This window comes from Brevundimonas sp. TSRC1-1 (assembly GCF_049898245.1).
Lineage (GTDB): Bacteria > Pseudomonadota > Alphaproteobacteria > Caulobacterales > Caulobacteraceae > Brevundimonas > Brevundimonas mediterranea_A.
Genome location: NZ_JAFCXI010000003.1, coordinates 274140 through 297422 on the forward strand (window position 1 = coordinate 274140; position 23283 = coordinate 297422).

Annotated in this window: 28 protein-coding genes and 1 tRNA gene; 11 read left to right on the forward strand and 18 right to left on the reverse strand. The window is 65.9% G+C overall.

Annotated features, from left to right (window positions below):
* Positions 1–163: 163 nt before the first annotated feature.
* Positions 164–835 (forward strand): HAD-IB family hydrolase, encoded by a 672-nt coding sequence (locus tag ACP7CK_RS11265; RefSeq protein ID WP_426026042.1) that lies wholly within the window; start codon positions 164–166, stop codon positions 833–835.
* A 3-nt stretch (positions 836–838) separates the two neighbouring features.
* Here ACP7CK_RS11265 and ACP7CK_RS11270 read toward each other — a convergent pair whose 3' ends face one another.
* From ACP7CK_RS11270 to tig, 3 genes are all read right to left on the reverse strand, one after another.
* Complete coding sequence (locus tag ACP7CK_RS11270; protein WP_183195148.1) at positions 839–1159, reverse strand: hypothetical protein; 321 nt, start codon at positions 1157–1159, stop codon at positions 839–841.
* 72 nt (positions 1160–1231) lie between these two features.
* Positions 1232–1879, reverse strand: a complete 648-nt coding sequence (locus ACP7CK_RS11275) for an ATP-dependent Clp protease proteolytic subunit (RefSeq protein WP_008264353.1) — start codon at positions 1877–1879, stop codon at positions 1232–1234.
* 162 nt (positions 1880–2041) lie between these two features.
* Entirely contained in the window at positions 2042–3385 is a 1344-nt protein-coding gene (gene tig, locus ACP7CK_RS11280; RefSeq protein WP_426026043.1) for a trigger factor, read from the reverse strand.
* A gap of 192 nt (positions 3386–3577) precedes the next feature.
* On the opposite strand from tig, the gene ACP7CK_RS11285 reads away from it, so the two are divergent.
* Positions 3578–4279 carry an MBL fold metallo-hydrolase gene (locus ACP7CK_RS11285; RefSeq protein WP_426026044.1) on the forward strand — a complete coding sequence of 234 codons (702 nt, stop codon included), beginning with the start codon at positions 3578–3580 and terminating at the stop codon, positions 4277–4279.
* Between the two features lies 1 nt (position 4280).
* Here ACP7CK_RS11285 and ACP7CK_RS11290 read toward each other — a convergent pair whose 3' ends face one another.
* Positions 4281–4574 (reverse strand): DUF883 C-terminal domain-containing protein, encoded by a 294-nt coding sequence (locus tag ACP7CK_RS11290; RefSeq protein WP_040349637.1) that lies wholly within the window; start codon positions 4572–4574, stop codon positions 4281–4283.
* A gap of 109 nt (positions 4575–4683) precedes the next feature.
* Here ACP7CK_RS11290 and ACP7CK_RS11295 point away from each other — a divergent pair, with 109 nt between their 5' ends.
* Both ACP7CK_RS11295 and ACP7CK_RS11300 read left to right on the forward strand, forming a co-directional pair.
* Positions 4684–4848, forward strand: a complete 165-nt coding sequence (locus tag ACP7CK_RS11295; RefSeq protein ID WP_426026045.1) for a hypothetical protein — start codon at positions 4684–4686, stop codon at positions 4846–4848.
* Between the two features lie 117 nt (positions 4849–4965).
* A complete protein-coding gene (locus tag ACP7CK_RS11300) occupies positions 4966–5184 on the forward strand; it encodes a general stress protein (RefSeq protein ID WP_035306217.1) in 219 nt (72 codons plus the stop codon).
* Positions 5185–5358: 174 nt separating this feature from the next.
* On the opposite strand, the gene ACP7CK_RS11305 is transcribed toward ACP7CK_RS11300, so the two are convergent.
* The 7 genes from ACP7CK_RS11305 to ACP7CK_RS11335 all read right to left on the reverse strand — a co-directional run bounded on the left by ACP7CK_RS11305 (position 5359) and on the right by ACP7CK_RS11335 (position 13866).
* Positions 5359–5571 carry a hypothetical protein gene (locus ACP7CK_RS11305; RefSeq protein ID WP_426026046.1) on the reverse strand — a complete coding sequence of 71 codons (213 nt, stop codon included), beginning with the start codon at positions 5569–5571 and terminating at the stop codon, positions 5359–5361.
* 131 nt (positions 5572–5702) lie between these two features.
* A complete protein-coding gene (egtB, locus tag ACP7CK_RS11310) occupies positions 5703–7865 on the reverse strand; it encodes an ergothioneine biosynthesis protein EgtB (RefSeq protein WP_426026047.1) in 2163 nt (720 codons plus the stop codon).
* A gap of 117 nt (positions 7866–7982) precedes the next feature.
* Positions 7983–9194 carry an acyl-CoA dehydrogenase family protein gene (locus ACP7CK_RS11315; protein ID WP_008259750.1) on the reverse strand — a complete coding sequence of 404 codons (1212 nt, stop codon included), beginning with the start codon at positions 9192–9194 and terminating at the stop codon, positions 7983–7985.
* Positions 9195–9298: 104 nt separating this feature from the next.
* Positions 9299–9604, reverse strand: a complete 306-nt coding sequence (locus ACP7CK_RS11320) for an SCP2 sterol-binding domain-containing protein (RefSeq protein ID WP_035306210.1) — start codon at positions 9602–9604, stop codon at positions 9299–9301.
* Positions 9605–9863: 259 nt separating this feature from the next.
* Positions 9864–10142, reverse strand: a complete 279-nt coding sequence (locus tag ACP7CK_RS11325; protein ID WP_008259199.1) for a SemiSWEET family sugar transporter — start codon at positions 10140–10142, stop codon at positions 9864–9866.
* Between the two features lie 32 nt (positions 10143–10174).
* Positions 10175–11683: an amidase gene (locus ACP7CK_RS11330; RefSeq protein ID WP_426026048.1), complete on the reverse strand. Its 1509-nt coding sequence runs from the start codon at positions 11681–11683 to the stop codon at positions 10175–10177.
* Positions 11617–13866 carry a DPP IV N-terminal domain-containing protein gene (locus ACP7CK_RS11335; protein ID WP_426026049.1) on the reverse strand — a complete coding sequence of 750 codons (2250 nt, stop codon included), beginning with the start codon at positions 13864–13866 and terminating at the stop codon, positions 11617–11619. Before ACP7CK_RS11335 ends, ACP7CK_RS11330 begins: the two co-directional genes overlap by 67 nt.
* A gap of 108 nt (positions 13867–13974) precedes the next feature.
* Between ACP7CK_RS11335 and ACP7CK_RS11340 the strand changes: the two genes are divergently transcribed.
* Genes ACP7CK_RS11340 through ACP7CK_RS11355 form a run of 4 tightly spaced genes read left to right on the forward strand, consistent with a single transcriptional unit; the run spans position 13975 to position 15642 of the window.
* Positions 13975–14790, forward strand: a complete 816-nt coding sequence (locus tag ACP7CK_RS11340; RefSeq protein ID WP_426026050.1) for a ferredoxin--NADP reductase — start codon at positions 13975–13977, stop codon at positions 14788–14790.
* Between the two features lie 40 nt (positions 14791–14830).
* Positions 14831–15163: a chorismate mutase gene (locus ACP7CK_RS11345; protein ID WP_035306208.1), complete on the forward strand. Its 333-nt coding sequence runs from the start codon at positions 14831–14833 to the stop codon at positions 15161–15163.
* Positions 15164–15188: 25 nt separating this feature from the next.
* A complete protein-coding gene (locus ACP7CK_RS11350; protein WP_292147187.1) occupies positions 15189–15377 on the forward strand; it encodes an antitoxin in 189 nt (62 codons plus the stop codon).
* A complete protein-coding gene (locus tag ACP7CK_RS11355; RefSeq protein ID WP_040349638.1) occupies positions 15370–15642 on the forward strand; it encodes a type II toxin-antitoxin system RelE/ParE family toxin in 273 nt (90 codons plus the stop codon). The genes ACP7CK_RS11350 and ACP7CK_RS11355 overlap by 8 nt, the downstream gene beginning before the upstream one ends.
* On the opposite strand, the gene ACP7CK_RS11360 is transcribed toward ACP7CK_RS11355, so the two are convergent.
* Positions 15639–15992 carry an Hpt domain-containing protein gene (locus ACP7CK_RS11360; protein WP_008259521.1) on the reverse strand — a complete coding sequence of 118 codons (354 nt, stop codon included), beginning with the start codon at positions 15990–15992 and terminating at the stop codon, positions 15639–15641. The two genes, ACP7CK_RS11355 and ACP7CK_RS11360, sit on opposite strands and share 4 nt — an antisense overlap.
* Positions 15992–17404, reverse strand: a complete 1413-nt coding sequence (locus tag ACP7CK_RS11365; protein ID WP_008261041.1) for an amino acid permease — start codon at positions 17402–17404, stop codon at positions 15992–15994. Before ACP7CK_RS11365 ends, ACP7CK_RS11360 begins: the two co-directional genes overlap by 1 nt.
* Positions 17405–17559: 155 nt before the next feature.
* On the opposite strand from ACP7CK_RS11365, the gene ACP7CK_RS11370 reads away from it, so the two are divergent.
* A tRNA-Lys gene (locus ACP7CK_RS11370) sits at positions 17560–17635 on the forward strand.
* Positions 17636–18269: 634 nt separating this feature from the next.
* On the opposite strand, the gene ACP7CK_RS11375 is transcribed toward ACP7CK_RS11370, so the two are convergent.
* Together ACP7CK_RS11375 and ACP7CK_RS11380 are read right to left on the reverse strand one after the other, a co-directional pair.
* Complete coding sequence (locus tag ACP7CK_RS11375) at positions 18270–19232, reverse strand: DUF4928 family protein (protein ID WP_419756400.1); 963 nt, start codon at positions 19230–19232, stop codon at positions 18270–18272.
* On the reverse strand, positions 19229–19807 hold the full coding sequence (locus ACP7CK_RS11380; protein ID WP_419756401.1) for a hypothetical protein: 579 nt from the start codon (positions 19805–19807) through the stop codon (positions 19229–19231). Before ACP7CK_RS11380 ends, ACP7CK_RS11375 begins: the two co-directional genes overlap by 4 nt.
* A gap of 115 nt (positions 19808–19922) precedes the next feature.
* Between ACP7CK_RS11380 and ACP7CK_RS11385 the strand changes: the two genes are divergently transcribed.
* Positions 19923–21131 (forward strand): DNA cytosine methyltransferase, encoded by a 1209-nt coding sequence (locus ACP7CK_RS11385; protein WP_419756402.1) that lies wholly within the window; start codon positions 19923–19925, stop codon positions 21129–21131.
* A gap of 195 nt (positions 21132–21326) precedes the next feature.
* On the opposite strand, the gene ACP7CK_RS11390 is transcribed toward ACP7CK_RS11385, so the two are convergent.
* The 3 genes from ACP7CK_RS11390 to ACP7CK_RS11400 are packed head-to-tail and all read right to left on the reverse strand — an operon-like array spanning position 21327 to position 22865.
* Positions 21327–21632 carry a hypothetical protein gene (locus ACP7CK_RS11390; protein WP_421731826.1) on the reverse strand — a complete coding sequence of 102 codons (306 nt, stop codon included), beginning with the start codon at positions 21630–21632 and terminating at the stop codon, positions 21327–21329.
* 11 nt (positions 21633–21643) lie between these two features.
* Positions 21644–22522 carry an ImmA/IrrE family metallo-endopeptidase gene (locus ACP7CK_RS11395; protein ID WP_419756404.1) on the reverse strand — a complete coding sequence of 293 codons (879 nt, stop codon included), beginning with the start codon at positions 22520–22522 and terminating at the stop codon, positions 21644–21646.
* A gap of 16 nt (positions 22523–22538) precedes the next feature.
* Positions 22539–22865: a helix-turn-helix domain-containing protein gene (locus ACP7CK_RS11400; RefSeq protein ID WP_304271708.1), complete on the reverse strand. Its 327-nt coding sequence runs from the start codon at positions 22863–22865 to the stop codon at positions 22539–22541.
* A 126-nt stretch (positions 22866–22991) separates the two neighbouring features.
* On the opposite strand from ACP7CK_RS11400, the gene ACP7CK_RS11405 reads away from it, so the two are divergent.
* Complete coding sequence (locus tag ACP7CK_RS11405; protein WP_421732049.1) at positions 22992–23207, forward strand: hypothetical protein; 216 nt, start codon at positions 22992–22994, stop codon at positions 23205–23207.
* The last annotated feature ends 76 nt before the right edge of the window (positions 23208–23283 follow it).

Genomic DNA, 23283 nt, shown 5'->3' on the forward strand with positions numbered 1-23283 from the left:
GAAATGGCCCGAAACGCGCTTCCTCCACGTTGATTCCAGCACTCTGGACGCAAAGGTCTTCAAAAAATGACAATCACCCATCCCACGTTCAACGACAACCCCGAAGGCGGCAGGGGAATGTTGCAAGGCGGGGATGGATCAGTGTCGGTGGGGATCAAGGCGAATGTCTGACATGGGGAGCTTGCAGGATTTGCGCCAGTCCCGGACGAAGTCGGGAGACGCGCCGGACCGGGGCGCGGCGCCCATCGTGGCCTTTGATTTCGACGGCACCCTGACTATTCGCGACAGTTTCACCGAATTCCTGCGCTGGCGGGCCGGTCCGGGCGGCTGGGCCCTGGGCCTGGTCAAGCTGGCGCCCGCCCTGGCCGTCTATGCGCGGGACCGGGATCGGGGTCGGATCAAGGCCGCCTCGGTGAAGGAATTCCTGGCCGGCGAGACGAAGACGGCCCTGGAGGCCGAGGCGACGCAATTCGCAGATACCGTCTGGGATCGCTTCATACGGCCCGACGCGCTGAAGGTTTGGAACGATTGGGGCGAACGCGGCGCCCATCGCGTGATTGTGACCGCCTCGCCCGAGACCACGGTGGCGCCCTTTGCACTCAGACTGGGCGCCGAGGCCTTGCTGGGCACCCCGCTGGTGTTCGATTCGGAACAGAGGGTGACGGGCGCATTCGCTGGGCCGAATTGTCGCGGGCTGGAAAAGGTGCGGCGTCTGAAGGCCGCCTATGGCGAGGACATGGTGCTGACCGCCGCCTATGGCGACACCTCGGGCGACCGCGAGATGCTGGCCATGGCGAAGCAGCCCGGATTCAGGGTGTTCCGCCAGAAGCCGTGACGGTCAGGCGCCGTCCGCGTCAACATCAAACACGACCGCCTTGCCGCGCGAGGTCGGGTCCCATCCCGCCTCCATGGCCGAGGCGACGGCGTTGCGGACCGCATCGACATTGACGCGCTGCTTCTCGACGTCGGGCCGGCCGTTGGGGCGCAAGGGCGGCGGAAACTGCACGATGGCTTCGCGCTTGAAATCGACGTGGCGCAAAGACACGGCCATGCCCTCCCAGACGTTGCCGCCCTTGGGTTGAGGCTGGCGACGGATTTCCCAAACATAGGTCTCGCCGTCGACCTCGACCGTGCCGCTGGGATCTCGTGTGAACTGCATGACGGTTCCGATAGCACAAAATGAAAAGGGCGCGCCGAGACGGCGCGCCCTTTCGCCATATCATCCGGCGGTTTAGTGGCCGGGCGTCTTGACGCCGTCGGCGTCGGCCTGTTCGCGCTTGTCGTAGACGTGGTCGACGATGCCCCAGGCCTTGGCCTCTTCGGCCGACATGAAGTGGTCGCGGTCCAGGGTCTTTTCGACTTCTTCGTAGGTCCGGCCGGTGTGGTGGACGTAGATCTCGTTCAGACGCTTCTTGGTGTAGCGGATGTCGGCGGCGTGCAATTCGATGTCCGAGGCTTGGCCGCGGAAGCCGCCGGAAGGCTGGTGCACCATGATCCGGGCGTTCGGCAGGGCGATGCGCTGGCCCGCGGCGCCGGCCGTCAGGATCAGCGAACCGGCCGAGGCGGCCATGCCCATGACCACAGTCGAGACCGGGCTCTTGATGTATTGCATGGTGTCGTAGATCGCGAGCGCCGAGGACACCTGTCCGCCGGGGCTGTTGATGTACATGGAGATCTCCTTCTTGGGGTTCTCCGATTCCAGGAACAGCAGCTGGGCGCAGATCAGCGAGGCCATCGTGTCCTCGAAGGGCCCCGTCAGGAAGATGATCCGCTCGCGCAGCAGGCGCGAGAAGATGTCGAAGGAGCGCTCGCCCCGGCTGGACTGCTCCACCACCATGGGGACGAGGTTCATGTTCATCAGTTCGATCGGATCGCGCATATGGCCTTCTCGATAATGCGGGGGACGGGCGAATCAGTGATCGCACGCCTTGTTAGTCTGCATATCGCGTCATGAAGACCTCCTTACAAGGCCAGCCCTGGACACGAAAAAAGCGGAGGCCTTGCGGCCCCCGCCTTTTGGAACATCAAACTCGGGGAGCGATCAGCCCTCTTCGTCTTCCTTCAGCAGCTCTTCCTTGGTGATCGGCTTGTCGGTCACTTCGGCCAGGCCGACGATCAGGTCCACGACCTTTTCCTCGTAGATCGGCGCGCGCATCTGGGCGGCGGCGTTGGGGTTCTGGCGGTAGAAGTTCAGGACGGCCTGTTCCTGGCCCGGATAGTTGCGGGCTTCCTGAAGCAGGGCGGCGTTCAGCTCCTGGTCGGTGACCTGGACGTTGTTGGCGCGGCCGATCTCGGCCAGAACCAGACCCAGGCGCACGCGGCGCTCGGCGATCTTGCGGTATTCGGCCTTCAGGTCCTCGTCGGACTTGGCGGCGTCCTCTTCCGGCAGACGGCCGGCGGCCTTGTCGGCCTCGACCTGTTGCCAGATGCCGTCGAACTCGGCCTCGACCATCTTCGGCGGCAGCGGGAAGTCATGGGCCGTGTCCAGCTGGTCCAGCAGGGCGCGCTTCAGCTTGAAGCGGGCGGCGCCGGCGTATTGCTGGTTCAGGTTCTGGCTCAGCAGTTCCTTCAGCTTGTCCAGCGACTCCAGACCGATGCGCTTGGCGAAGTCCTCGTCGACCTTGGCTTCGACCTCGGCCTTGATGGCCTTCACCTTGACGTCGAAGGTGGCCAGTTTGCCGGCCAGATGGGCGGCCTGATAATTCTCAGGGAAGGTGACCTCGATGGTCTTTTCCTCACCGACCTTGGTGCCGGTCAGTTGTTCTTCGAAGCCGGGGATGAAACGGCCCGACCCGATCACCAGGTCCGCGTCCTCGGCGGCGCCGCCGTCGAAGGGCTCGCCGTCCAGCTTGCCCAGGAAGTCGATGGTCAGTTGGTCGCCCTCGGCGGCCTTGACGGTCTTGCCCTTCTTGTCCTCGTAGGACTTGGCCTGGCCGGCCAGTTCGGTCAGGGCCTCGTCCAGATCGGCGTCCGAGGCTTCGTAGGTCGGGCGTTCCAGCTTCAGGGTCTTGGGATCGACCGGGGTGAAGTCCGGCATGATTTCCAGGGCCATTTCATAGGCCAAGTCTTCCTGACCGGCCATGACCTTGTCCATGTCGGAGGTCAGCTTCATCTCGGCCGGGGCGGCCGGACGGATCTTGGCCTCGTCTAGGGCCTTCTGGCTGGTCTCGTTCAGTTCGGCGTTGATGATCTCGCCCATGAACTCGCGGCCGAAGGTCTTCTTGACGTGGGCGACCGGCACCTTGCCCGGGCGGAAGCCCTTCAGCTTCACCTGCGGGGCGACTTCCTTGACGCGGGCTTCGAGCTTCTCGTTCAGCTCCGCGACGGGAATGGTGACCGCGAGCACGCGGCTGAGGCCTTCGTTCGACTTTTCGACGACTTGCATGGTCGGGATTTCTGACGCTCTGGGGCGCATGGACCGTCGAAACGGTCGGCGCGAAATGGATAAAGCAAGAAGGCCGCCCCGTTGGGAGCGGCGCCTCGAAGCCCGCCCTTATGTCGAGAAGGGCCCCAAAGGTCAACGTGAGCGTGGCCTCGGACGGTGGTTTCGCGCCGCAGGGGCGATTATGTAGGACGGATGAGCCAGCCCGCCTCCCCCATCGGCGTCTTCGTCACGCCCGTCACCCCGCTTCAGCAGAACTGCACCACCGTCTGGTGCACCGCCACGAACAAGGCGGCGGTGATCGATCCGGGCGGGACGGTGGATGCGGTTCTGGGCGAGGTGACGCGGCGCGGCCTGACCCTCGATCAGATCTGGATCACCCACGGCCACCTGGACCACGCCGGCGGCGCGGCCGAAATGCAGGAGAAGACCGGGGTCCAGATCACCGGGCCGCAGAAGGCCGATCAGTTCTGGATCGACCGGATCGTGGAGAGCGGCCGGATGTACGGCCTGCCCGATGCGCGGCCCTTCACCCCCGACCGCTGGCTGGAGGACGGCGATACGGTCAGCCTGGGCGAGACGACCTGGGAGGTGCGGCATTGCCCCGGCCATACGCCGGGCCATGTGATCTTCTTCAATCGCGCGGCGCGATTCGCCCAGGTGGGGGACGTTCTGTTCAAGGGATCAGTCGGCCGCACCGACTTCCCGATGAGCGATCCGCCCGCCCTGATCCGCGCCGTGGTCGAGAAGCTGTGGCCGCTGGGCGACGACGTGACCTTCGTGCCGGGGCACGGGCCGATCTCGACCTTCGGCGAGGAGCGGCGGACCAATCCCTTCGTGTCGGATGCGGCGCTGCAAAGGGCGCCGATCCAGCGGGAACCGGTGGGGCCGGCCTAGATCAGCGGCGCAGAAGCATGCCGATGATGACGCCGACGCCCAGGGCGTAGAGGGTCGTCTTCATCGGTTCATCGCGGATGCCGTCGCGGGCGGTTTCGACCCGGCCGACCACCTTGCTGCGGATCAGTTCGGCGTCTTCACGCAGGGCCTGACGCAGGGAGGTCGTATCTTCGAAGCTGCGGCGCTCGCCTTCGGCCAGGATGGCGTCGGCCTGACGGTCCAGACGCTGGGTCAGGGTGTCGTCTTCCAGGACGATGTCGTCCGGCGATGCGGGGGTGATGGGGGTCTGGGTCATGGTGATCTCCGGGGTTCGGACACTGAACCGGCGCGCCCCGATCCAGTTCCAACCCCGCCGTGAACATTGCGGGTCGCGTGGCGTTCCTTCAGCACCAAAGGAGAAGACCATGACCTATGTCGAACCCACGCCCCCCGGAACGCCGCAACCCGAGATCCAGCCGGACCCGACGCCCCAGCCCGAAATCGATCCGTCCGACACGCCCGACGAAATGCCGCCGATGGAGCCCGGCGGCGGCGACGGAGGCGATTCCCGCCCCTACGGAGCCGATTGAAGTCAAACCACAAAGACGTTCAGAGGCGGGACAGTAAAACGAAGTTCCGCACGGAACCGTCACCGAGTCACAGGGTTCACTTCGGCAAGCGCAACCGCAGCACTGAAAGGAACACCGATGGACAGCCAACCCACGCGACCCTCCGGCGTTTCCAAGCGAGGCTTCGCCTCGATGGATCCGGAACGGCAGCGCGAGATCGCGCGCAAAGGGGGCGCCAGCGTCCCCAGCGAGAAGAGAAGCTTCTCCCAGGACCGCAGTTTGGCGGCCCAGGCCGGACGCAAGGGCGGCGAGGCCTCGCATGGCCCGAAGAAGGACGCTTCGAACGAAGCCGAGTGATACGGCTTCAGTGAGAGTCTGCAGGGCGGCGCATCAAAGATGCGCCGCCCTTTTTCTGTTCCCCGTGGCTCTGCGGACAAGTCCTGAATGAGGGAGACAGCGACACGGGCAAAGGTCGGACGCCAGCGCCCGTAAGCGGACCTTTCAAACGGCTATTATGGGTGGAAAGCAGCCCTAAACACGGCCTGCTATTTCAGCGTCAATCTCCGCTACTCGCGCTTCCAGCTTCGCCAAGTAGGGGGTGCCATGCTTCGCCATTTTTTCGGGTGAGTAACCGCGAATACCAATCCGGTAGTTTTCCACCTCGTCAACGAGCGTGCTCCTAAGCCGCTCAAGCTCGTTGAGGCTGAGGGTTTTGCGTCGCTCATATGCGGTGCTGTTGTGCATCCGGCGATCTTCGTCGTTCGACTGAATGTCCGCAACGGGTCGCGAAGCGAAATTGACCCACCGTCAGAAAGCCGACCTTCAGATCGCGACTGTAGGCGTCGTCGGCCTTGGCTAAGGCTCGCCCCAGGGTTTCACCCTCGCAGCAAGGCCAGGGCCACGCGGGGTTCGGGCGAAACCTCGAAACCGGCCATGGACCAGCCGGACTCCTTGGCCAGTGCGGCGACCGAATCCTGCGTGAACTTGCGCGAGCTTTCGGTGTGGAGGGTCTCTCCGGCCATGAAGGTGAAGACGCTGTCGCCCACGCGGGCGGCGGTTTGGCGCGCGGCCTGGAGGTGCATCTCCATGCGCGACTGATCCGGGTTCCAGACGGCGCGGTGGGCGAAGGCGTCCAGGTCGAAATCGGCGTCCAGTTCGGCGTTGGCGCGGACGAGGAGGTTCAGGTTGAAGGCGGCGGTGACGCCCTGGCTGTCGTCATAGGCGGCGACAAGGATCGCGGGATCCTTGACCAGATCGACGCCCAGAATGAACAGCGCCCCCTCCCCCAGCATCCGCCGGGCCGAGGCGAGGAACCGCACCGCCTCGTCCGGCTCCAGATTGCCGATGGTCGATCCGGGGAAGAAACCGATCCGTCGTCCGTGCGGCAAATCGTCCGGCAGGGGCGCCAGATGTTCGAAGTCGCCCAGGACCGGCTGGACCCGCAGGCGGGGATAGTCGGCGCGGATACGGGCGGCGGCGTCCAGCAGGGCTGACTCGCTGATGTCCAGCGGCACATAGGCGCCGAGGTCGGGCGCGGCGTCCAGCAGGAGACGGGTCTTTTCGCTGGCCCCCGATCCGAACTCGACCAGGACGGCTTCGGGGCCGAAGTCGGCGGTCAGGGCGGCGGCGCGGTCGCGCAACAGGGCCGTCTCCTGACGGGTCGGATAATATTCCGGCAGGGCGGTGATGTCCTCGAACAGGCGCGAGCCCTCGGCGTCGTAGAACCATTTGGGCGGCACGGCCTTCTGGTCGCGCGACAGGCCCTGGACAAGGTCACGCCGGAAGGCGGCGGTCTGGGTGTCGTCCTCGGGGGAAACCTTGCGCTCGTGCGGGGCGTCTTCGGCCAGTCTCAGACCCATGAAGGCCCACCTCTGTTGGGGGTAGAAGAAGTTGCGATAGGTGATGCGGGCATGGCCGGGCGGCGTGGCGAAGGCGCCGCCGCGCAGGACCATCTGATTGGCCATGAACTTGCCATTGTACTCGGCCGCCGTGCCCGGCGTCGGCTGGAAGCCGGGATACGGGGCGTAGGCGCTGGACGTCCACTGCCAGACCTCGCCCGACAGGTTGGAGAAGGCGTCGGGGGCCGTGGTGGCGGCGTGCTCCCACTCGGCCTCGGACGGCAGGCGTTTGCCGGCCCAGCGGGCGTAGGCGTCGGCCTCGTAGAAGCTGACATGACGCACCGGGGCGGAGGGATCGACGGGAACGCGGCCGGTCAGGCTCATGACCGTCCAGTCGTCGCCGTCGCGGCGCCAGTAGAGGGGCGTGGTCCAGCCTTCAGCCTTCACCGTGGCCCAGCCGTCGGACAGCCACAGCTCGGGTCGGGCGTAGCCGCCGTCGGCGATGAAGCCCAGCCAGTCGCCATTGGTCACGAGATCGGCGGCCAGGGCGAAGGGCTCCAGCCAGACCCGGTGAGACGGTCCCTCGTTGTCGAAGGCGAAACCGGCGCCGTCGTGGCCGATTGAGACCAGGCCGCCGTCGAAGGCGACAACGCCGCCGCGCGGACCCTCAACCGGCGCCTGACGCGGCTCGACCCCATAGGCGGCCGGGTCCAGCGGCGAGCGGGACATCAGGTTCAGCAGGTCCATCAGGAACAGCTCCTGGTGCTGCTGGTCGTGGTGCAGGCCCAGTTCGAACAGATAGAGTTGCTGACCGCTGGACGGACCCGAGGCCAGCCAGGCGGCCATGCGGCGATCGATCTCGCGCCGATAGGCCAGGACCTCGTCCACCGAGGGGCGGGTCATCAGGCCGCGCTGGGGCCGGGGCACCCGTTCGCCCAGGGCCTCGTAGTAGGAGTTGAACAGCTGCTGGAAGCGCGGATCGACCGGCTGGTAGTCCGGATCGGCCGACAGGATCATCGCCTCGAAGAACCAGCTGGTGTGGGCCAGGTGCCATTTGCCTGGACTGCAATCCGGCATGGACTGGGCCGACAGGTCCTCGGGCGAAAGGCCGGCGGCCAGGGCGGGCATGGCGGCCCGGGTCTCCCTGAAACGCGCCACATCCGACGCCGCCCGCGTATCGGGCTCGAAGCGAGCATTCATGTCAGCCGTTCCGTCCCGCCTCAGCCCCGAAGCCCCGGCGGGCGTCGCGTCGTCCAAGCAGAACGAACGTCACGCCTCAGCCGGAGTTCCCCTGATCTAGGAAGCGTAACGGTGAATTCAACGCACCGGCTTGCCGCCGTGTTTGGCGTACTCCAGCCGGGCGATGCTGCGGTTGTGAACCTCGTCCGGGCCGTCGGCGATCCGCAGGGTGCGCACCGTCGCATAGAGTTCGGCCAGGGGCGTGTCGCCCGAGACGCCGGCGCCGCCGAAGGCCTGGATGGCGTCGTCGATGACCTGAAGCGCCATGCGGGGGGCGGCGACCTTGATCTGGGCGATTTCGGAGCGGGCGTTCTTGGCCCCCGCCTCGTCCATCATCCAGGCGGCCTTCAGCACCAGCAGGCGGCACATCTCGATATTGGTGCGGGCGTCGGCGACCCGCTGCTCCCAGACCGAATGTTCGGCCAGCTGTTTCCTGAAGGCGGTGCGGTTCAGGAGGCGCTTCACCATCAGCTCCAGCGCCCGTTCGGCCGCGCCGATCACGCGCATGCAGTGGTGGATACGGCCGGGGCCGAGGCGCCCTTGCGCGATCTCGAACCCCCGGCCCTCGCCGGCGATCAGGTTCGAGGCGGGGACGCGGACGTTCTCCAGCACCACCTCGGCGTGGCCGATGGGACGTTCGTCATAGCCGAACACCGACAGCATCCGCTCGACGCGGAAGCCGGGCGTGTCGACGGGGACGATGATCTGGGACTGCTGGGCGTGGGTCGCGGCGTCCGGGTCGGTCTTGCCCATGACGATGGTCACGGCGACGTTCGGATGGGCCATATTGGTCGACCACCATTTGCGGCCGTTGATGACATAGTGGTCGCCGTCGCGCTCGATCCGGGTCTGGATATTGGTGGCGTCGGACGAGGCGACCTCGGGCTCGGTCATCAGGAAGGCCGAGCGGATTTGGCCGGCCATCAGCGGTTTCAGCCAGCGGTCCTGCTGGGCCGCGTCGCCGTACATGTGCAGGACTTCCATATTGCCGGTGTCGGGGGCGTTGCAGTTGAACACCTCCGACGACCACAGATGGGCGCCCATCATCTCGGCCAGGGGGGCGTAGTCGAGGTTGGTCAGGCCGGCGCCATGCTCGCCCGGCAGGAACATGTTCCACAGGCCCGCCTCGCGCGCAGCGGCCTTCATGGCCTCCATGACCGGGGGCTGGCGGTTCGGGTTCTCGCGCACCTGGGCGAAATATTCGGCCTCGCGCGGGATGACCTGTTCGTCGAGGAAACGGCGCACGCGGGCGTGCCAGTCCAGGGCGCGGTCGGAATGTCTGAAGTCCATGTCGTTTCCTCGTTTTTCGTTCGCGTCTCTGACGGGCGCTGAAGACGAAAACGGCGCGGCCCCGAGGGGAGCCGCGCCGCAATCAACTGTTGCTCAGCCTGCCATCAGCGCTTCAGCAGCGGGGCCAGTTTCTGGGCGATCATCATGTCGCCGGCGATCTTCAGCTTGCCCTGCATGAAGGCCATCATCGGATCCAGCTTGCCTTCCGACAGGGCCATGAAGTCATCCCATTTCATCGAGATGGTGGCGTCGGCGGGCTTGTCTTCGTTGGTGACGGTGTTCGGCGCCGAGGCGCCGTCGATGAAGATCTTGCCCTCGTCGCCGAGGTCGAGCTTCACGGTCTTGCCGAGGCCGGAGTTGTCGCCGACGGCGCCGCGGATGTGTTCTGTGACTTGTGCGAGATCAGGCATTGGAGGCGTCTCCCTTGGACGTTGGAACACATGCCGTAACCCGCATCGCGCAGGGCGCCAAGATCACGTCGGGTAAAGCTGTCGTCACTTGTCGTCGGACGAGCGCGAATACAGGCCGGCCAGGGCCAGCGCGGCCATGAAGAAGACGAAGGCCGCGACGATAGCGGCGACGAATGGGACTGCGTCCTGGGGCATGCGAAATCTCCTCCGCCCACGATTGCGCCGTCAGACAGGGTTCGCCTTGATCCGGATCAAACCGTCACGCTTCGGGATCGCCGTTCCGGAAGCGCCATTTCATCGCCAGGACGCCCGAAGCCATGACCAGGGCGCATGAGTTGGCGATGGTCACCGGCCAGGCCTGGGTCATGACGCCGTAGACGACCCACAGGGCGAAACAGGTCACGGTCAGCGAATAGGTCTTCAGACTGACCGAGGAGGCGTCGCGCTCCTTCCAGATCTTGATCGCCTGGGGCGCGAAACTGGTCACGGAGCAGACCGCTGCGGCCGAGCCGACGATATTGGCGATCAGGTCGCTCATGCCGCATTCCCAGCGGCCGCGACCGCCCGATGTCAGGGCCGGGATACAGGCGGCGGCCGCCGCGCCTGCGTCGCCTGTTCGAAGGCGTAACCAAGGGAAAGGATGCGCGCGTCATCCCATTTTCCACCGATAAAGCTGAGACCTACGGGCATATTCTGATCAAACCCCATCGGCACGGTCAGGTGGGGATAGCCGGCGACGGCGGCCAGACGGCTGGCGGCGCCCTGCATGTCGTCGTCGTCCTTGGGGTCATTGGTCCAGGCGCGCGAGGTGGTGGGGGCGACCAGGGCGGACAGGCTGTGCGCCCGCATCAGCCGGTCGATCCCTTCCTCCCCCGCCAGTCGCAGCGAGGTGGCGCGGGCCTGGATATAGGCGGGGTCGTCCAGCCCGCCCATGGCCTGGGCCTGTTCGAAGACGTCCTGGCCGAACAGCACGGTCTCGCGCGGCTCGGCGGCGTTGAAGGCGATGACCTGGGCCAGGGTGCGTGTCCTGACCTGGGTCGGGTCGGTCGAGGCCAGATAGGCGTTCAGATCGTGCTTCAGTTCGTACAGCAGCACCTTGAACTCAGCCTCGCCCAGGGTGCGGCCGTCAGGCCCCTCCGGCAGATCGATCAGGACGGCGCCGGCGTCGCGCAGGGCCTGCAGGTTCTGTTCGAACACCGCCTGGGTCTCGGGCGAATAGCCCTGCAGGAACCGCATCACCCCGATCCGCGCACCGCGCAGCGATCCTGCGTCCAGGGCGGCGACATAGTCGGTCTTGCGCGCATCCGCCTCGACCGTGGCGGCGTCGGCAGGGTCCGAACCGGCGATGACGGTCAGCACCCGCGCGGCGTCGCGAACGGTCGCCGCCATCGGGCCGGCGGTGTCCTGGGAATGGCTGATCGGCACGATGTGGGTGCGCGAGACCAGGCCGACCGTGGGCTTGAACCCGACGATCCCGTTGACCGAGGCCGGACAGGTGATGGAGCCGTCCGTCTCGGTGCCTATGGCCGCAGGCGTCAGGCCCAGGGCCACCGCCGCACCGCTGCCGGACGAGGAGCCGCAGGGGGTGCGGGCGGGATCATAGGGGTTCAGGGTCTGGCCGCCGACCGCGCTCCAGCCGCTGATCGAGTCCGACGAGCGGATATTGGCCCATTCCGACAGATTGGTCTTGCCGACGATGACCGCGCCACCGGCGCGCAGACGGGCGACCAGGGGCGCGTCGCGGCCCGGCGCATTGTTCGCCAGAGCCAGCGCCCCGGCGGTGGTCGGCATGTCCGCCGTCTCGATATTATCCTTCAGCAGGATCGGCATTCCGGACACGGCGGACACGCCGCGGCCGGTCGGCGAAGCCACGCTCCAGCGCAGCACCGCATGGGCGCTGTCGTTCAGCCGGCCGGCCGCGACCACCGCCGACGCGGACGGATAATCCCTCGCCTGACCGCCCGCCCCGGCCGTGCATCCCGCCAGGGACAGCGCGACCGCAGCCGCGAGGATCAGTCGGCGGCCGGTTCCGCCCGCTTGCCGATCGTGCGGTCCAGGAAGTCGAGGTAGGTGCGCCATTGCTGAAGTTGCCTCGGTTCGCCGCGGACGCCGTGTCTCTGGCCGGGATAGAGCATCATCTCGAACGGCGTGCTCTTGGCCTGAAGGGCGTCGATCACGCGGGTGGCGTTGCCGAAGATGACATTGTCGTCGGCCATGCCGTGCAGGATCAGCAGCCGGCCGGTCAGGTCGTCGAGGCGCGGCAGGACGTCGGTGGCCGCATAGCCGTCCGGATTGTCCTGCGGCGTGGACATGTAGCGTTCGGTATAATGGGTGTCGTAGAGGCTCCATTCCGTCGGCGCCGCGCCCGCCAGGGCGGCCGCCAGATCCGCATCCTTGTCGGTCAGGGTCAGCAGGCTGAGGAAGCCGCCGAAGCTCCAGCCCATGACCGCGATATGGTCAGGATCGACATAGGGCAGCGTCTTCAACCATTTGGCGGCCAAGGCCTGATCCTCGACCGCAGGAAGGCCCAGGCGGCGATAGATGCTGGTCTCGAAGGCCTGGGACCGGTCGCCCTCGCCACGGTTGTCGACGCGGAAGACGATATAGCCGGCCTCGGTCAGCAGTTGGTTGGTCAGGGGCTGCCAGCTCTTCTGCACGCCCGCGCCGGTGCCGGGACCGCCATAGACCTGCATCACCACCGGATATTTCTTCGACGGATCGAAGTCGGGCGGGGTGGTCATGCGCCAGACCAGGGTTTCGCCGTGGCTCTGCATCGTGCCGAACTCGGGCGTGCGAAGACGCGAGACATAGGGGGCGAAGGCGTGGGCGGCGTCGAGCCTGTTCTCCTCGATCCAGCGCACGCGCGTGCCGTCGATCCGGTACAGGGCCGATTGCGGCGGGGTCTTCGGATCGGAATAGTTGCCGACATAGGCGGTCGCCGGCCCGTTGACCGAGACGTTCCACCAGCCGCCGGCCGGGGTCACCGCCACGGGATCGACGGTGCGGTTCAGGCTGGCGCGGAACATCTGCTGCTCGATCGGCAGTTCCTTGCCGTCGCGCATCGAGGCGGTGAAATAGACCTCGCCGGTCTGTGCGTTGACGCCGTCCAGATGTTTAACCGGATAGTCGCCGCGCGTGATGGCCCGCAGTTGGCGCCCATTGCGGTCGTACAAATACAGGTGGCGCCAGCCGCTGTCCTCGTTCGACCAGATGAAACGGCCGTCCGCCAGGACATGGAAGTCGTTGTTCAGATCGACCCAGGCCTGGGCCTTCTGGCTGAGGATGACGCGAGAGGCGCCGGTGGCCGGATCGACGCTGAGCAGGTCCAGCGTCTTCTGGTCGCGCGACTGGCGCTGGACATACAGGGTCTGGCCGTCGCCGGCCCAGTCGACCCGCGCCAGATAGATGTCGGTGTTGGAGCCCAGGTCGACCTTGACCCGCGCCCCGGTCTGCAGGTCGCGGACATAGAGTTCGACCACGGCGTTGGGCCGGCCGGCGCGGGGATAGCGCTGTTCGACCATGGTGGCGCCGGCGCCGGTGATCTCGAACCGGGGCACGATGTCCACCGGGCTTTCGTCCACACGCGTCAGGGCGATGTAGCGTTCGTCCGGGCTCCACCAATAGCCGGTGTCGCGGTCCATCTCCTCCTGGGCGATGAACTCGGCCGTGGCCCAGGTGATCAGGCCGGCGCCGTCGTCGGTGATCGGGGTCTCCTGGCCGGTCGCCAGGTCGTAGATCACCAGGTTCTGGTCGCGGACCCAGGAGACATAATTGCCCTTGGGCGAGACCTTGGCGTCGATCTCGTCGGCGGCGGTCTCGGTCAGGCGGCGCACCTTGCCGTCGGCGCGGCTGGCCAGGAAGATGTCGCCCTCCAGCGGCGCCAGGATGTAGCGGCCCTGCTGGTCCCAGGAATAGTCGACGACGCCGCGGGCGCTGATCCGCATCCGCTCGCGCCGGGCCTTTTCGGCCTCGGACAGTTCGCCGGCGTCGGGGACCAAGGCGCGGGCGTCGATCAGCTTGTATGGTTCGCCCTCGCCGGTCGGGGCGGCCCACAGGTCCTGGACGTCCACATTGTCCTCGCGCGAGCGCAGGAAGGCCACCAGCTGGCCGTCGGGCGACAGGCTGACCCCCTTGGCCACCGGGCCGTTCAGGCTGGGGCTGGAGAAGACCCGCTCGGGCGTAAGGATGTTGGAGGGCGACTCCTGGGCGACCGCTGAACCGGCCGAGAGGAGGATGGTCGAGGCAAGAAGAATTGTGCGCATGGTCGGCGACGCTAGCGGCGCTTCTGCAAGCCGTCACGAGGAAAAGTCGCCATTGGGACGATGGCTTTTCCTTCCCTGCGAGCGGGTCTCAGATTAGAGAGGCGTACGATGACCGACGCCGCCCCCTCCCCCGCTCCCGTCAAAGCCAGCCCGTTCAACGAACTGGAGGTTCTGTGGGTCCGCCACTGGACCGACAGCCTGTTCAGCTTCGGCGTGAAACGGCCCGAGGATTTCCGCTTCCGCTCGGGCGAGTTCGTGATGATCGGCCTGCCCGGCGAAGACGGCGGCAAGCCCGTCCTGCGCGCCTATTCCATCGCCAGCCCCTGCTGGGCCGAGGAGCTGGAGTTCTTCTCGATCAAGGTCGCCGACGGTCCCCTGACCTCGCGCCTGCAGAAGATCCAACCGGGCGACACGCTGCTGATGGGCAAGAAACCGACGGGCACCCTGGTGCTGGACGCCCTGACCGGCGGCGAGCGGCTGTTCCTGATCGGCACGGGCACGGGCCTGGCCCCCTGGCTGAGCGTGGCGCGCGATCCCGAGACCTATTCCCGCTTCGGCCATGTCTATGTGATCCACACGGTGCGGAACGTCGCCGACCTGGCTTACCGCGACTTCTTCACCCGCGAGATCCACGACGATCCGCTGATCGGCGACGAGGCCAGGGCGCAGCTGACCTATTATCCGACGGTCACGCGCGAGGAATTCCAGACCCCCGGCCGGATCACCGACCGGATCAAGGCGGGCGACTTCTTCCGCGACCTGGGCCTGCCGGAAGGCTTCGACCCCGCCCGCGACCGCGCCATGCTGTGCGGCTCCATGGCCATGATCAAGGAAGCCGGCGAACTGCTGGAGACCTATGGGCTGAAGGAAGGCTCGAACGCCGAACCCGCCGACTATGTGCTGGAACGCGCCTTCGTCGGCTGACGTCTTGGCTTGGGCGGCCTGAGCGGCTAACCCCACGACCATGCACCACCCTGCCCTTGTCGCCGTCGACGCCCGCGTCGATCCCGCCGAATGCCAGTCGATGGCCGAGGTCCGCCAGGGCGTGGACGCTTTGGACCGCGCCCTGGTCGCCCTGCTGGCCGAACGCCAGCGCTATATGGAGGCGGCCGCCCGCATCAAGCCCGACCGCGACGCCGTCTTCGACCAGGCCCGCATCGACGACGTCGTGGCCAAGGTCCTGACCGCCGCCGAAGCCCACGACCTGGCGCCCGAGATCGCCGAACCGGTCTGGCGCCTGCTGATCGACCGCTGCATCGCCCACGAGTTCGCGGTCTACGACCGGACTCGGAGCTAACGCCTTACAGTGGTATTCTCCTGACATGGCGCATCAGGAACCTTCCATCTTCAGCCAGCCTGACCCCGAGGCGGACGCCCGATCCCTGGAAGAGGCGGAGGCCGATTTCGCGGCCGGCCGGGTCGTCCCGCATGAAGAGGTCGCAAAGTGGCTTCTGACCTGGGGCACACCTGAGGAAGGCCCGCCGCCGGAGTCTTGGGGCCTGGATGACTAGGGTGGTTTGGACGATCAGGTCCCTTCGGAGCCTCCGGTCGATCCAAGCCTATATTTCCCACTTCAACCCGCTGGCCAGTCAGCGCATAGCAAGTCGGCTCAAGGCCGCCGGCGATAGTCTGGCTGATTTCCCCGAACGTGGAGCGCCGATAGGCGGCGGTCGCCGCCAGTTGACGCATGTCCCACCCTATTTGCTGCGTTACCGCGTAGTGGGAGACATGGTGGTGATACTCGACATCAGACATTCCGCCCAGGACCTCGACTAGCCTCGCAGCCCTCGCAGCATCAGCTCGTGGCGATAGGCGGCCACGTCGGCCAGGGCGACATCCAGCGCCGTCTTGACCCGGTCCAGCGCCGGCGCCGCCAGGGTCTGTTCCGCCGCTTCCGCCTCGGCGCAGATCGAAGCCAGGTCGCCGGCCCCGATCCCTGCCGCCGCGCCCCGAATGGTGTGCACCCCGTCGCGCCAGCCGTCGGCCTTGGGGTTCAGCAGCACAGACCAGAGGGCGGCCTGTTCGACGAACAGGCCCAGCACCTCTTCCGAAATCGACGCGTCGCCGCCGGTCATGGCCTCAAGCACGCTGAAGTCGACGGCGCCGGTCAGATCGCGGCGCGCCATCAGGCGGCCTCTTCCTCACCCTTGGCCAGGCGCGAGTTCTTCGACGACCACAGCAGATAGATGGCCACGCCGATCAGGTTCCAGACGACGAAGCCCACCTGGGTGACGGGCTTCAGACTCAGGAAGAAGACGATGCAGCCGATCACGCTGATCGCGCCGACCAGGGGCCACAGCGGCGCCTTGAACACCCGTTTGCGATTCGGCTCGCGAATCCGCAGCACGACCAGGCACACCCCCACCGAACAGAAGGCCGCCAGGGTGCCGGCGTTGGCCAGGGACGCCAGTTCGTCCAGCGGCAGCAGGCCGGCCAGGATCGCCACCACCACAGCCGTAAAGACCGTCACCACCGCCGGCACGCCGCGCGCCGACACCTTGGCCAGGCGGCGCGGCAGCAGGCCGTCGCGCGCCATGCCCAGGAAGATGCGGCTCTGGCCGAACAGGAAGGCCAGCAGCACGGTCGGGAGCGCGATCACCGCCGCCGCCGCGATCCACTGGGCCGCCGTCCCCTGCCCCATCTGGCGCAGGATCAGGGCCAGGGGCTCGGGGCTGTCGGCGAAATCCGCCACCGGCCGGGCGCCGATGGCGGCGGCCGCGACCACCAGATACAGGGCCGTGCAGACCAGCATGGAGCCGACGATGCCGATGGCCAGGTCGCGCTCGGGCTTCTTGGTCTCCTCGGCCGCCGTCGAAATGGCGTCGAACCCATAGAAGGCGAAGAAGATGATGGCCGCCGCCGCCATCACCCCGGTCTGGACGAAGGGGGCGCCGAAGCCGTTGGGCATGAAGGGGGTGAAGTTCTCGGGCTTGAAGGCCGGCAGGGCGATGGCGACGAAGACCACCAGGGCGGCGATCTTGATCACCACCAGCACGGCGTTCAGCGTCGCGCTCTCCTTGGTGCCCAGCAGCAGCAGGCCCGTCACCACCCCGATGATGGCTACGGCCGGCAGGTTGATGATCCCGCCGGCGTGCGGCCCGGCGACCAGGGCGGCCGGCAGATCGACGCCCAGACCGCTGAGGAAGCCGACCGCGTAACCGGACCAGCCCACCGCCACGGCGCTGACCACCAGCGAATATTCCAGGATCAGGCTCCAGCCCACCACCCAGGCGATCATCTCGCCCAGGACGGCGTAGGAATAGGTATAGGCGCTGCCCGCCGCCGGCATCATGGTCGACAGTTCGGCATAGGCCAGGGCGGCGCAGGCGCAGACCAAGCCGGCCAGACCGAAGCTGATCAGCACCGCCGGCCCCGCCAGCCCCGCCCCGACCCCGATCAGGGTCAGAATGCCGGTGCCGACGATGGCGCCCACGCCCAGGGCCAGCAGGTGCGGCCAGCTGAGCGTCGGCTTCAGGCGTGGTCCGTCGTGTGGCGCCGTCATGACGTCGATCGAACGACGCCGGTTCCAGAAGGCCATGATGATTGCTCCCCCGCCGCCCCACGCGACCGATTCCGTGCGGACCATGCCCGTCAAAGAAAGTTTGCGAAAGCGCTTGCCAACCCCCCAAGGGCTGGGTAGTAGGAGCGCCCTTCGGCAAGGCCTCTCGCCCCCGAAGACGAAGACGACCGGTCGGGTGATTAGCTCAGTTGGTAGAGCAGCTGACTCTTAATCAGCGGGTCGTAGGTTCGAACCCTACATCACCCACCATCGTCCTTCAATGAAATCAGCAGTTTATGGCCACCAAGGGGTGACCGCTCGTTCTAGCTTGACCGTTTAGAACGGTGTTTAGAACGGTGACTTTGGCGACTATTCGCGGGCGTTGAGCGCCGGTGACTTTCGCGTGATCGAGCGCTCGAACCCGAGGACTCACGGTGCGACGCCATCGGGTCGCCCGCACCTCGCACTGAGGGCATCATCGCCGATCTGGACGGAGGTTCGAGATGAGCACGCGCGTAGGTCAGCGGTTTCTGCGCACCCCTCAGGCGGGAGAGTATCTTGGCCTCTCCAGCAGGACGCTCGAGAAGCACAGAACCTACGGCACGGGGCCGGTGTATCGTAAACTTGGTGGGCGGGTCGTATACGACCTGGACGATCTCTGTCAGTGGGCGGACAGCGGCCTCCGAGCTTCGACATCGGATCTGTGCTCAGGCCCGCACCCAGCATCTCCACGCTCCTAGAGCGCTGCTCCCCTTCCGCAATGCGGTTCCTGACAGCTGTGCGCCAACTGCGGACATTGGCTGTAACGCCCGAAGCGGACATTCTGATCGCAAGTTGGCTTTAGCCGAATTGCCCGACGCCGATTGGGTTGATTCATCAGGCCAAAGGTTGAGGCGTAGGTTTATCACCCGCCCAGCGCGACACGAAGGCTGGGACTGGGCTCAACCTGATCGATGATCGCGTTGTAGGTCTCAATAAGCCGCGTTAGCTGGCCTCGAACGTTCAAAGCCTTGAAGCCACCGAGGCTGTAAAGTTGCACGCAAACGAACTGTTCGAAGTCCACGAACTCGATCCGACTGCCGAGCCCTTCTGCATCAGCGAGAACCTCCGCCGCGATCAAGGGCTTGGGATTAGTGACGATGACTGGCCGCGTCCCTGCGTCTAGGTTCGCGCGGCATTTGCCGATCAGCTGGGCAGTGGGCGCATTGGTGACGTGCAGCACCGCGTCCTCCAGCTCGAAATCCCCGCCCCTGCCCTTGGCGTCATTCTGGTTGGAGCCGTGATGGGTGACGCCGCCTCGTCCCAACGACAACTCCAGGACCGCCCCCACGATATGCTGCATGACCGCACCCACGATCATCACCCCGCCCATGGACTTCTGGCGCAGCTCGGCCTGCGCGAGCAGCTCGCGCAAGGCCATCCGCAGGCTGAGCGCTGGATCGGCCCGGAACGCGATCGGAGTGGTGTTGAAATAGTCCCGCGCCTTCTGCACCCAGAAGGCCTCAACCGCGTCAAGATCCAGATCCCCTGCCGCATGACGACGGTTGAGCAGGGCGACCAGCTCCTCCATCCGGTCGATGCTGCCGCGGCTGGTTCGTCCACCCTCACTGCCCAAGCTGTTGTTGACGCCATGTCGTCTGAGGATCCGGTTGGCCGCTACCCCGCCGGCTCCGGCGACCTGGGCGCTGTTGGCGGCCCGGAAGTCGAACGCGTCCAGCGGCATGTCGCGCCCCCGGGCGCGATCCACCACGACTAGGGCGATCGCCAACGGCCCGGTCGTGGCGAAACGGCCGCCGGCGATCAGGGCTTCTAGGTCCGCGAGGGCTTCGGCGCTCAAGGCCGGAGGCGTCAACTCATCACCGGTCATGCGCGATCCACCGGAAGGGCCTGATCGGTCAGGGCCAGTTCCGCAAAGCGAAGGAAGTCTTTTACCCGACGGGCATGAAGCACCAGAGCGCCATCCCTGGTCACGATTTGCAGGAGCCCGGCCCGGACCGCCCAATCCGACACGATGAGAAACCGTCGCGGGCGGATGTAGCAGGCCACATAGGGATTGGAGCCCAAATGGACCCGGCCGAACGCGCCGCCGTTGCAGCTGGCGACGGGAACTGCGCCGACGGCGGCCAAGACCAGAACGGCTGAGGCGACGCCCAGGTCGAGCCCCCGCAACGGCGTCTCGTCGTCGTCATCGCGCTGGCCGTCCAGTTCGGCCTCGATCTGGCTTTCCTCGCCGCTTGGGTCGAAGGCGTCCTCGACCCGACGCACCAAGGCGGCCTCCAACTCCAGCACGCGGGAGACGTCCGCCCAGCTGGCTGCAGTGAGATCCTGATAATGCTGATTGCCCACAGGCGCGGCCTCATCACCCGACACTTCCCAGCGCCGGGGCCATCGGAGCCGCCCCGGATCGGGCGCGGCGGGCGTCTCAAGGTCGAAGGTCTTCATTCCAGCGCTCGCCTAGCGTGCAACCTTGTCCACCGATTCGCCTTTTTCAGCATTGACGTTAACGGAACATAAGTGGAACTAGAATGAAGATGTGCGCCGATTCGGAGGGTGAGCCATGACCGTCAGCCCGTTCCCCGCGCCCGGATCGCAAGGCGCGCAGCGCGTCTTCTTCGAATTCTTCGCCGGCGGCGGCATGGCGCGAGCCGGCCTGAAGGGCTGGCGCTGCGACTTTGCCAACGATTTCGACCCGATGAAGGCGGCGGTTTACGCCGCCAACTGGGGTGACGATCACCTCGTTTGCGGCGACGTCGCCGAGGTCAAACCGGCCCAGCTCCCCGGCCGCGCCGACCTCGTCTGGGGCTCCTTCCCCTGCCAGGATCTGTCCCTGGCCGGGCTCAACAAGGGCCTTGGCGCGCGTAACGGGAACGAACACACCCGCTCGGGCTCGTTCTGGCCTTTCTGGTCCCTGATCACGGCGCTCAAGGCCGAGGGCCGCGCCCCGCGCACCCTGATCCTGGAGAATGTCTACGGCGCCCTGACGTCCAATCAGGGGCGGGACTTCGCCGCCATCTGCGAGGCCATCACCGAAGCCGGGTACCGGTTTGGGGCGATGGTCATCGATGCTCGTCGGTTCGTCGCGCAATCGCGCCCGCGGCTGTTCATCGTCGCCGTCGATGAGACCGTCGCCCTGCCGGGCGGCGTCATCAGCCAGACGCCTGAAGCGGCTTGGACACCGGCCCGGCTGCAGGCCGCCGTCGACGGCCTGCCCGAAGCGGTGCGCCAACACCATTTCTGGTGGGCCATGCCCGTACCCACGGAAACGCCGCCCCTCTTCTCCGACCAGATCGAGGAAGAACCGGCCGACGTGCCCTGGCACACACCCGCCGAGACGCGGAAGCTGCTGGCCATGATGAGCCCACTCAACCGCGCCAAGGTGAAGACCGCCCAGACCCAGGGCCGGCGCGTGGTGGGGGGGGTCTACCGCCGCACCCGCCCGGACGCCCAAGGCCGCAAGGTCCAACGCGCCGAGGTGCGCTTCGATGAGGTGGCTGGCTGCCTGCGCACCCCTGCCGGCGGCAGCTCCCGCCAGATCATCCTGGTGGTCGAAGGCGACCGGGTCCGTTCACGACTGCTGTCCGGCCGCGAAGCCGCCCGGCTGATGGGGCTAGACGACGATTACGTCCTGCCGGCCCGCTACAACGACGCCTATCACGTCGCCGGCGACGGCGTCGTCGCCCCCGTCGTCACCCACCTGGCCCGCAGCTTGTTAGAGCCCGTCCTTGCTTGGGATGACGGCGCACTGGCGATGATCGCGGCTGAGTAGCGGCAAGCTGCGCCACGCGGGTTATGCGCCACCCACAACAGCCACTGTATTCCTGAACGCGCTAGAACCGGACCTCAGCGCCGAGGCGAAAAGCGGACAATCACAGCACTGGATGGTCGGACTGCTCGCCGTACTGGACGTTCGATCGATGATCCGGGCATTGGAGCGATCCGCGCGGTCGGCCGCCGCGATAGATTACTCCTCATAGCGCCCCTCGTGGTGTCTCGGAATAGCATCGCCCGTGAGTTCGACGGTCATGACGTGCATGTCCGGCCGGATCGAGAAGGCTTGGGATTGGTCCCACCAGCGCGCGTGAACTGATAGGGTAAGTCCATCCTGACCTTTCAAGGTGTAGTTCCATCGCTGTCCGGAGTTCCGCTGCTCTTCCCCGCCCTGCATGCCAACTTCGGCCGCTGATTGGGGCACGGCATAAATGTTCTTCTTAACTACCGCCTCGTCGATGATCTCCACGAAACGGCAATACATATCCCTGAGGTCCATCGTACTTCTGCCTATCGAAACCGCGTGTTCCGCCGGTTCCAATTCCGGTCATCGTCTTCGGCATCCTCATCTTCGTCGATGACAAGAAGCGTGGTTGTCCAGCCGTCGCGCTGGAGCAGGACCTGTTCGTAGAGCGCCGAGACATCGCCACGGCGTTCCAGCCAAGCCGTCGTAGCCACACTTTGAAGATTGGATGCGGTGCCGACTGGATGAGTGCGGCGAAACTCGTGCGTGAGGGTTTCGCGTGAAATCGGCTGGCCTAGCTTGAGGCCCAAATAGGGAAACTCTCGCGGGAGTATGAAACGGCGGACCAGGCCGTCCTTGCACATCAAGATCCCGATCTTGGCGTCAGCCTGATCAACGTAGAGACGCGCCAGGAATTCCTGGGATACGTCGAACCGGTCGGCGAGGGTGCGGATGTTGACAACATCTTCGTCCGAACCGAGTGCTTTGCGCGCGGTTCGATATTCGGGCAGGGGGACGAGGAGGGTCGCCGCGAACTCGTTGGCTTCGACCTCAATCTGCTCGAGCGCTGGGCGGTCGGTGAAGCCTGCCGCCCGGGCGGCTCTGACGGCGGCGGAATCGCACTCGAAACGGGATTTGAGGGTGCGGTGCCAAGGGTTGAGGAAGTGCCCGAGCTCATGGCCCAGGGTAAAGTTGCGCCGGCCGCGATTGAGGCCGCGTCGAAGCCCGATGGCGCCTTTTTCGCCCTGAACGACGAGGGTGCCTTCAAATCGATCGGTGTCGAAGTCGTCGATGGCGACGATACCGACGGCTCGTGCGATGCCATCGAGCGGAACTCGGTCGGGAACCGAGCCATATTGCGCGCGCAGCTGCTTGTGAATTTCGAGGGCGAGCTTCCGCGGCTGGCCGATATCGGCCAGCTCCATCAAATCTATGACCGGATCACTTGCGCTCACTGTCTGTGATCCGATCCAGCAGTTTCTCGAAGATGTCGAAATCTGCGTCAGTCATGCCCTCGAACTTGGAACTATTCCGACGGAAAAACTGGTCGGCCTTGGTCAAGTCGCCTGGTTGTTCGTTAATGAGGTAGGCAACCGTGGTTCCGAAATGCCCGGAAATCTTCTGGAGCAGGTCAAGCGATGGGTTCTTGCTCCGATTGCTCTCCAGTTCCCAGATGTGAGCCTTCGACGCGCCAATCGCGTCCGCCACCTGTTGCAGGGACTGCCCCTTTTTTAGGCGCAGCTCCTTAAGCCGGTCCCCTATCGCCACATGCCCTCCTTACGCTTGTACAAATAGATCGAACGATCCGGTCGAATCATCTTGACACGAACGAACCGTCTGATTTACCCATACAGATGCCGGATCAGCGGCAATTTGGCAAGGGAGAATACGACGATGGGCAAGGGCAAAGGCGGCGGTTCCTATCGGAGCGCCATTTCGGGCCGGTATGTGACCTCCGGGCACGGCAAGGCCAGTCCCCGCACCACGGTGAAGGAAAGCGGCGGCAAGAGCGGCAGCACGGGCGGGGCCTACCGCAGCGCGATCTCGGGTCGCTTCGTCACCACCAAGCACGGCAAGGCCAGCCCGCACACGACGGTGCGCGAGAGCTAAGCGGGGCCGCATCGCTCCGGCGATGCGGTTCGCTTGAAGTCGGGGAATCTCGGTAGTTAGTTCACAGCATGTTCCC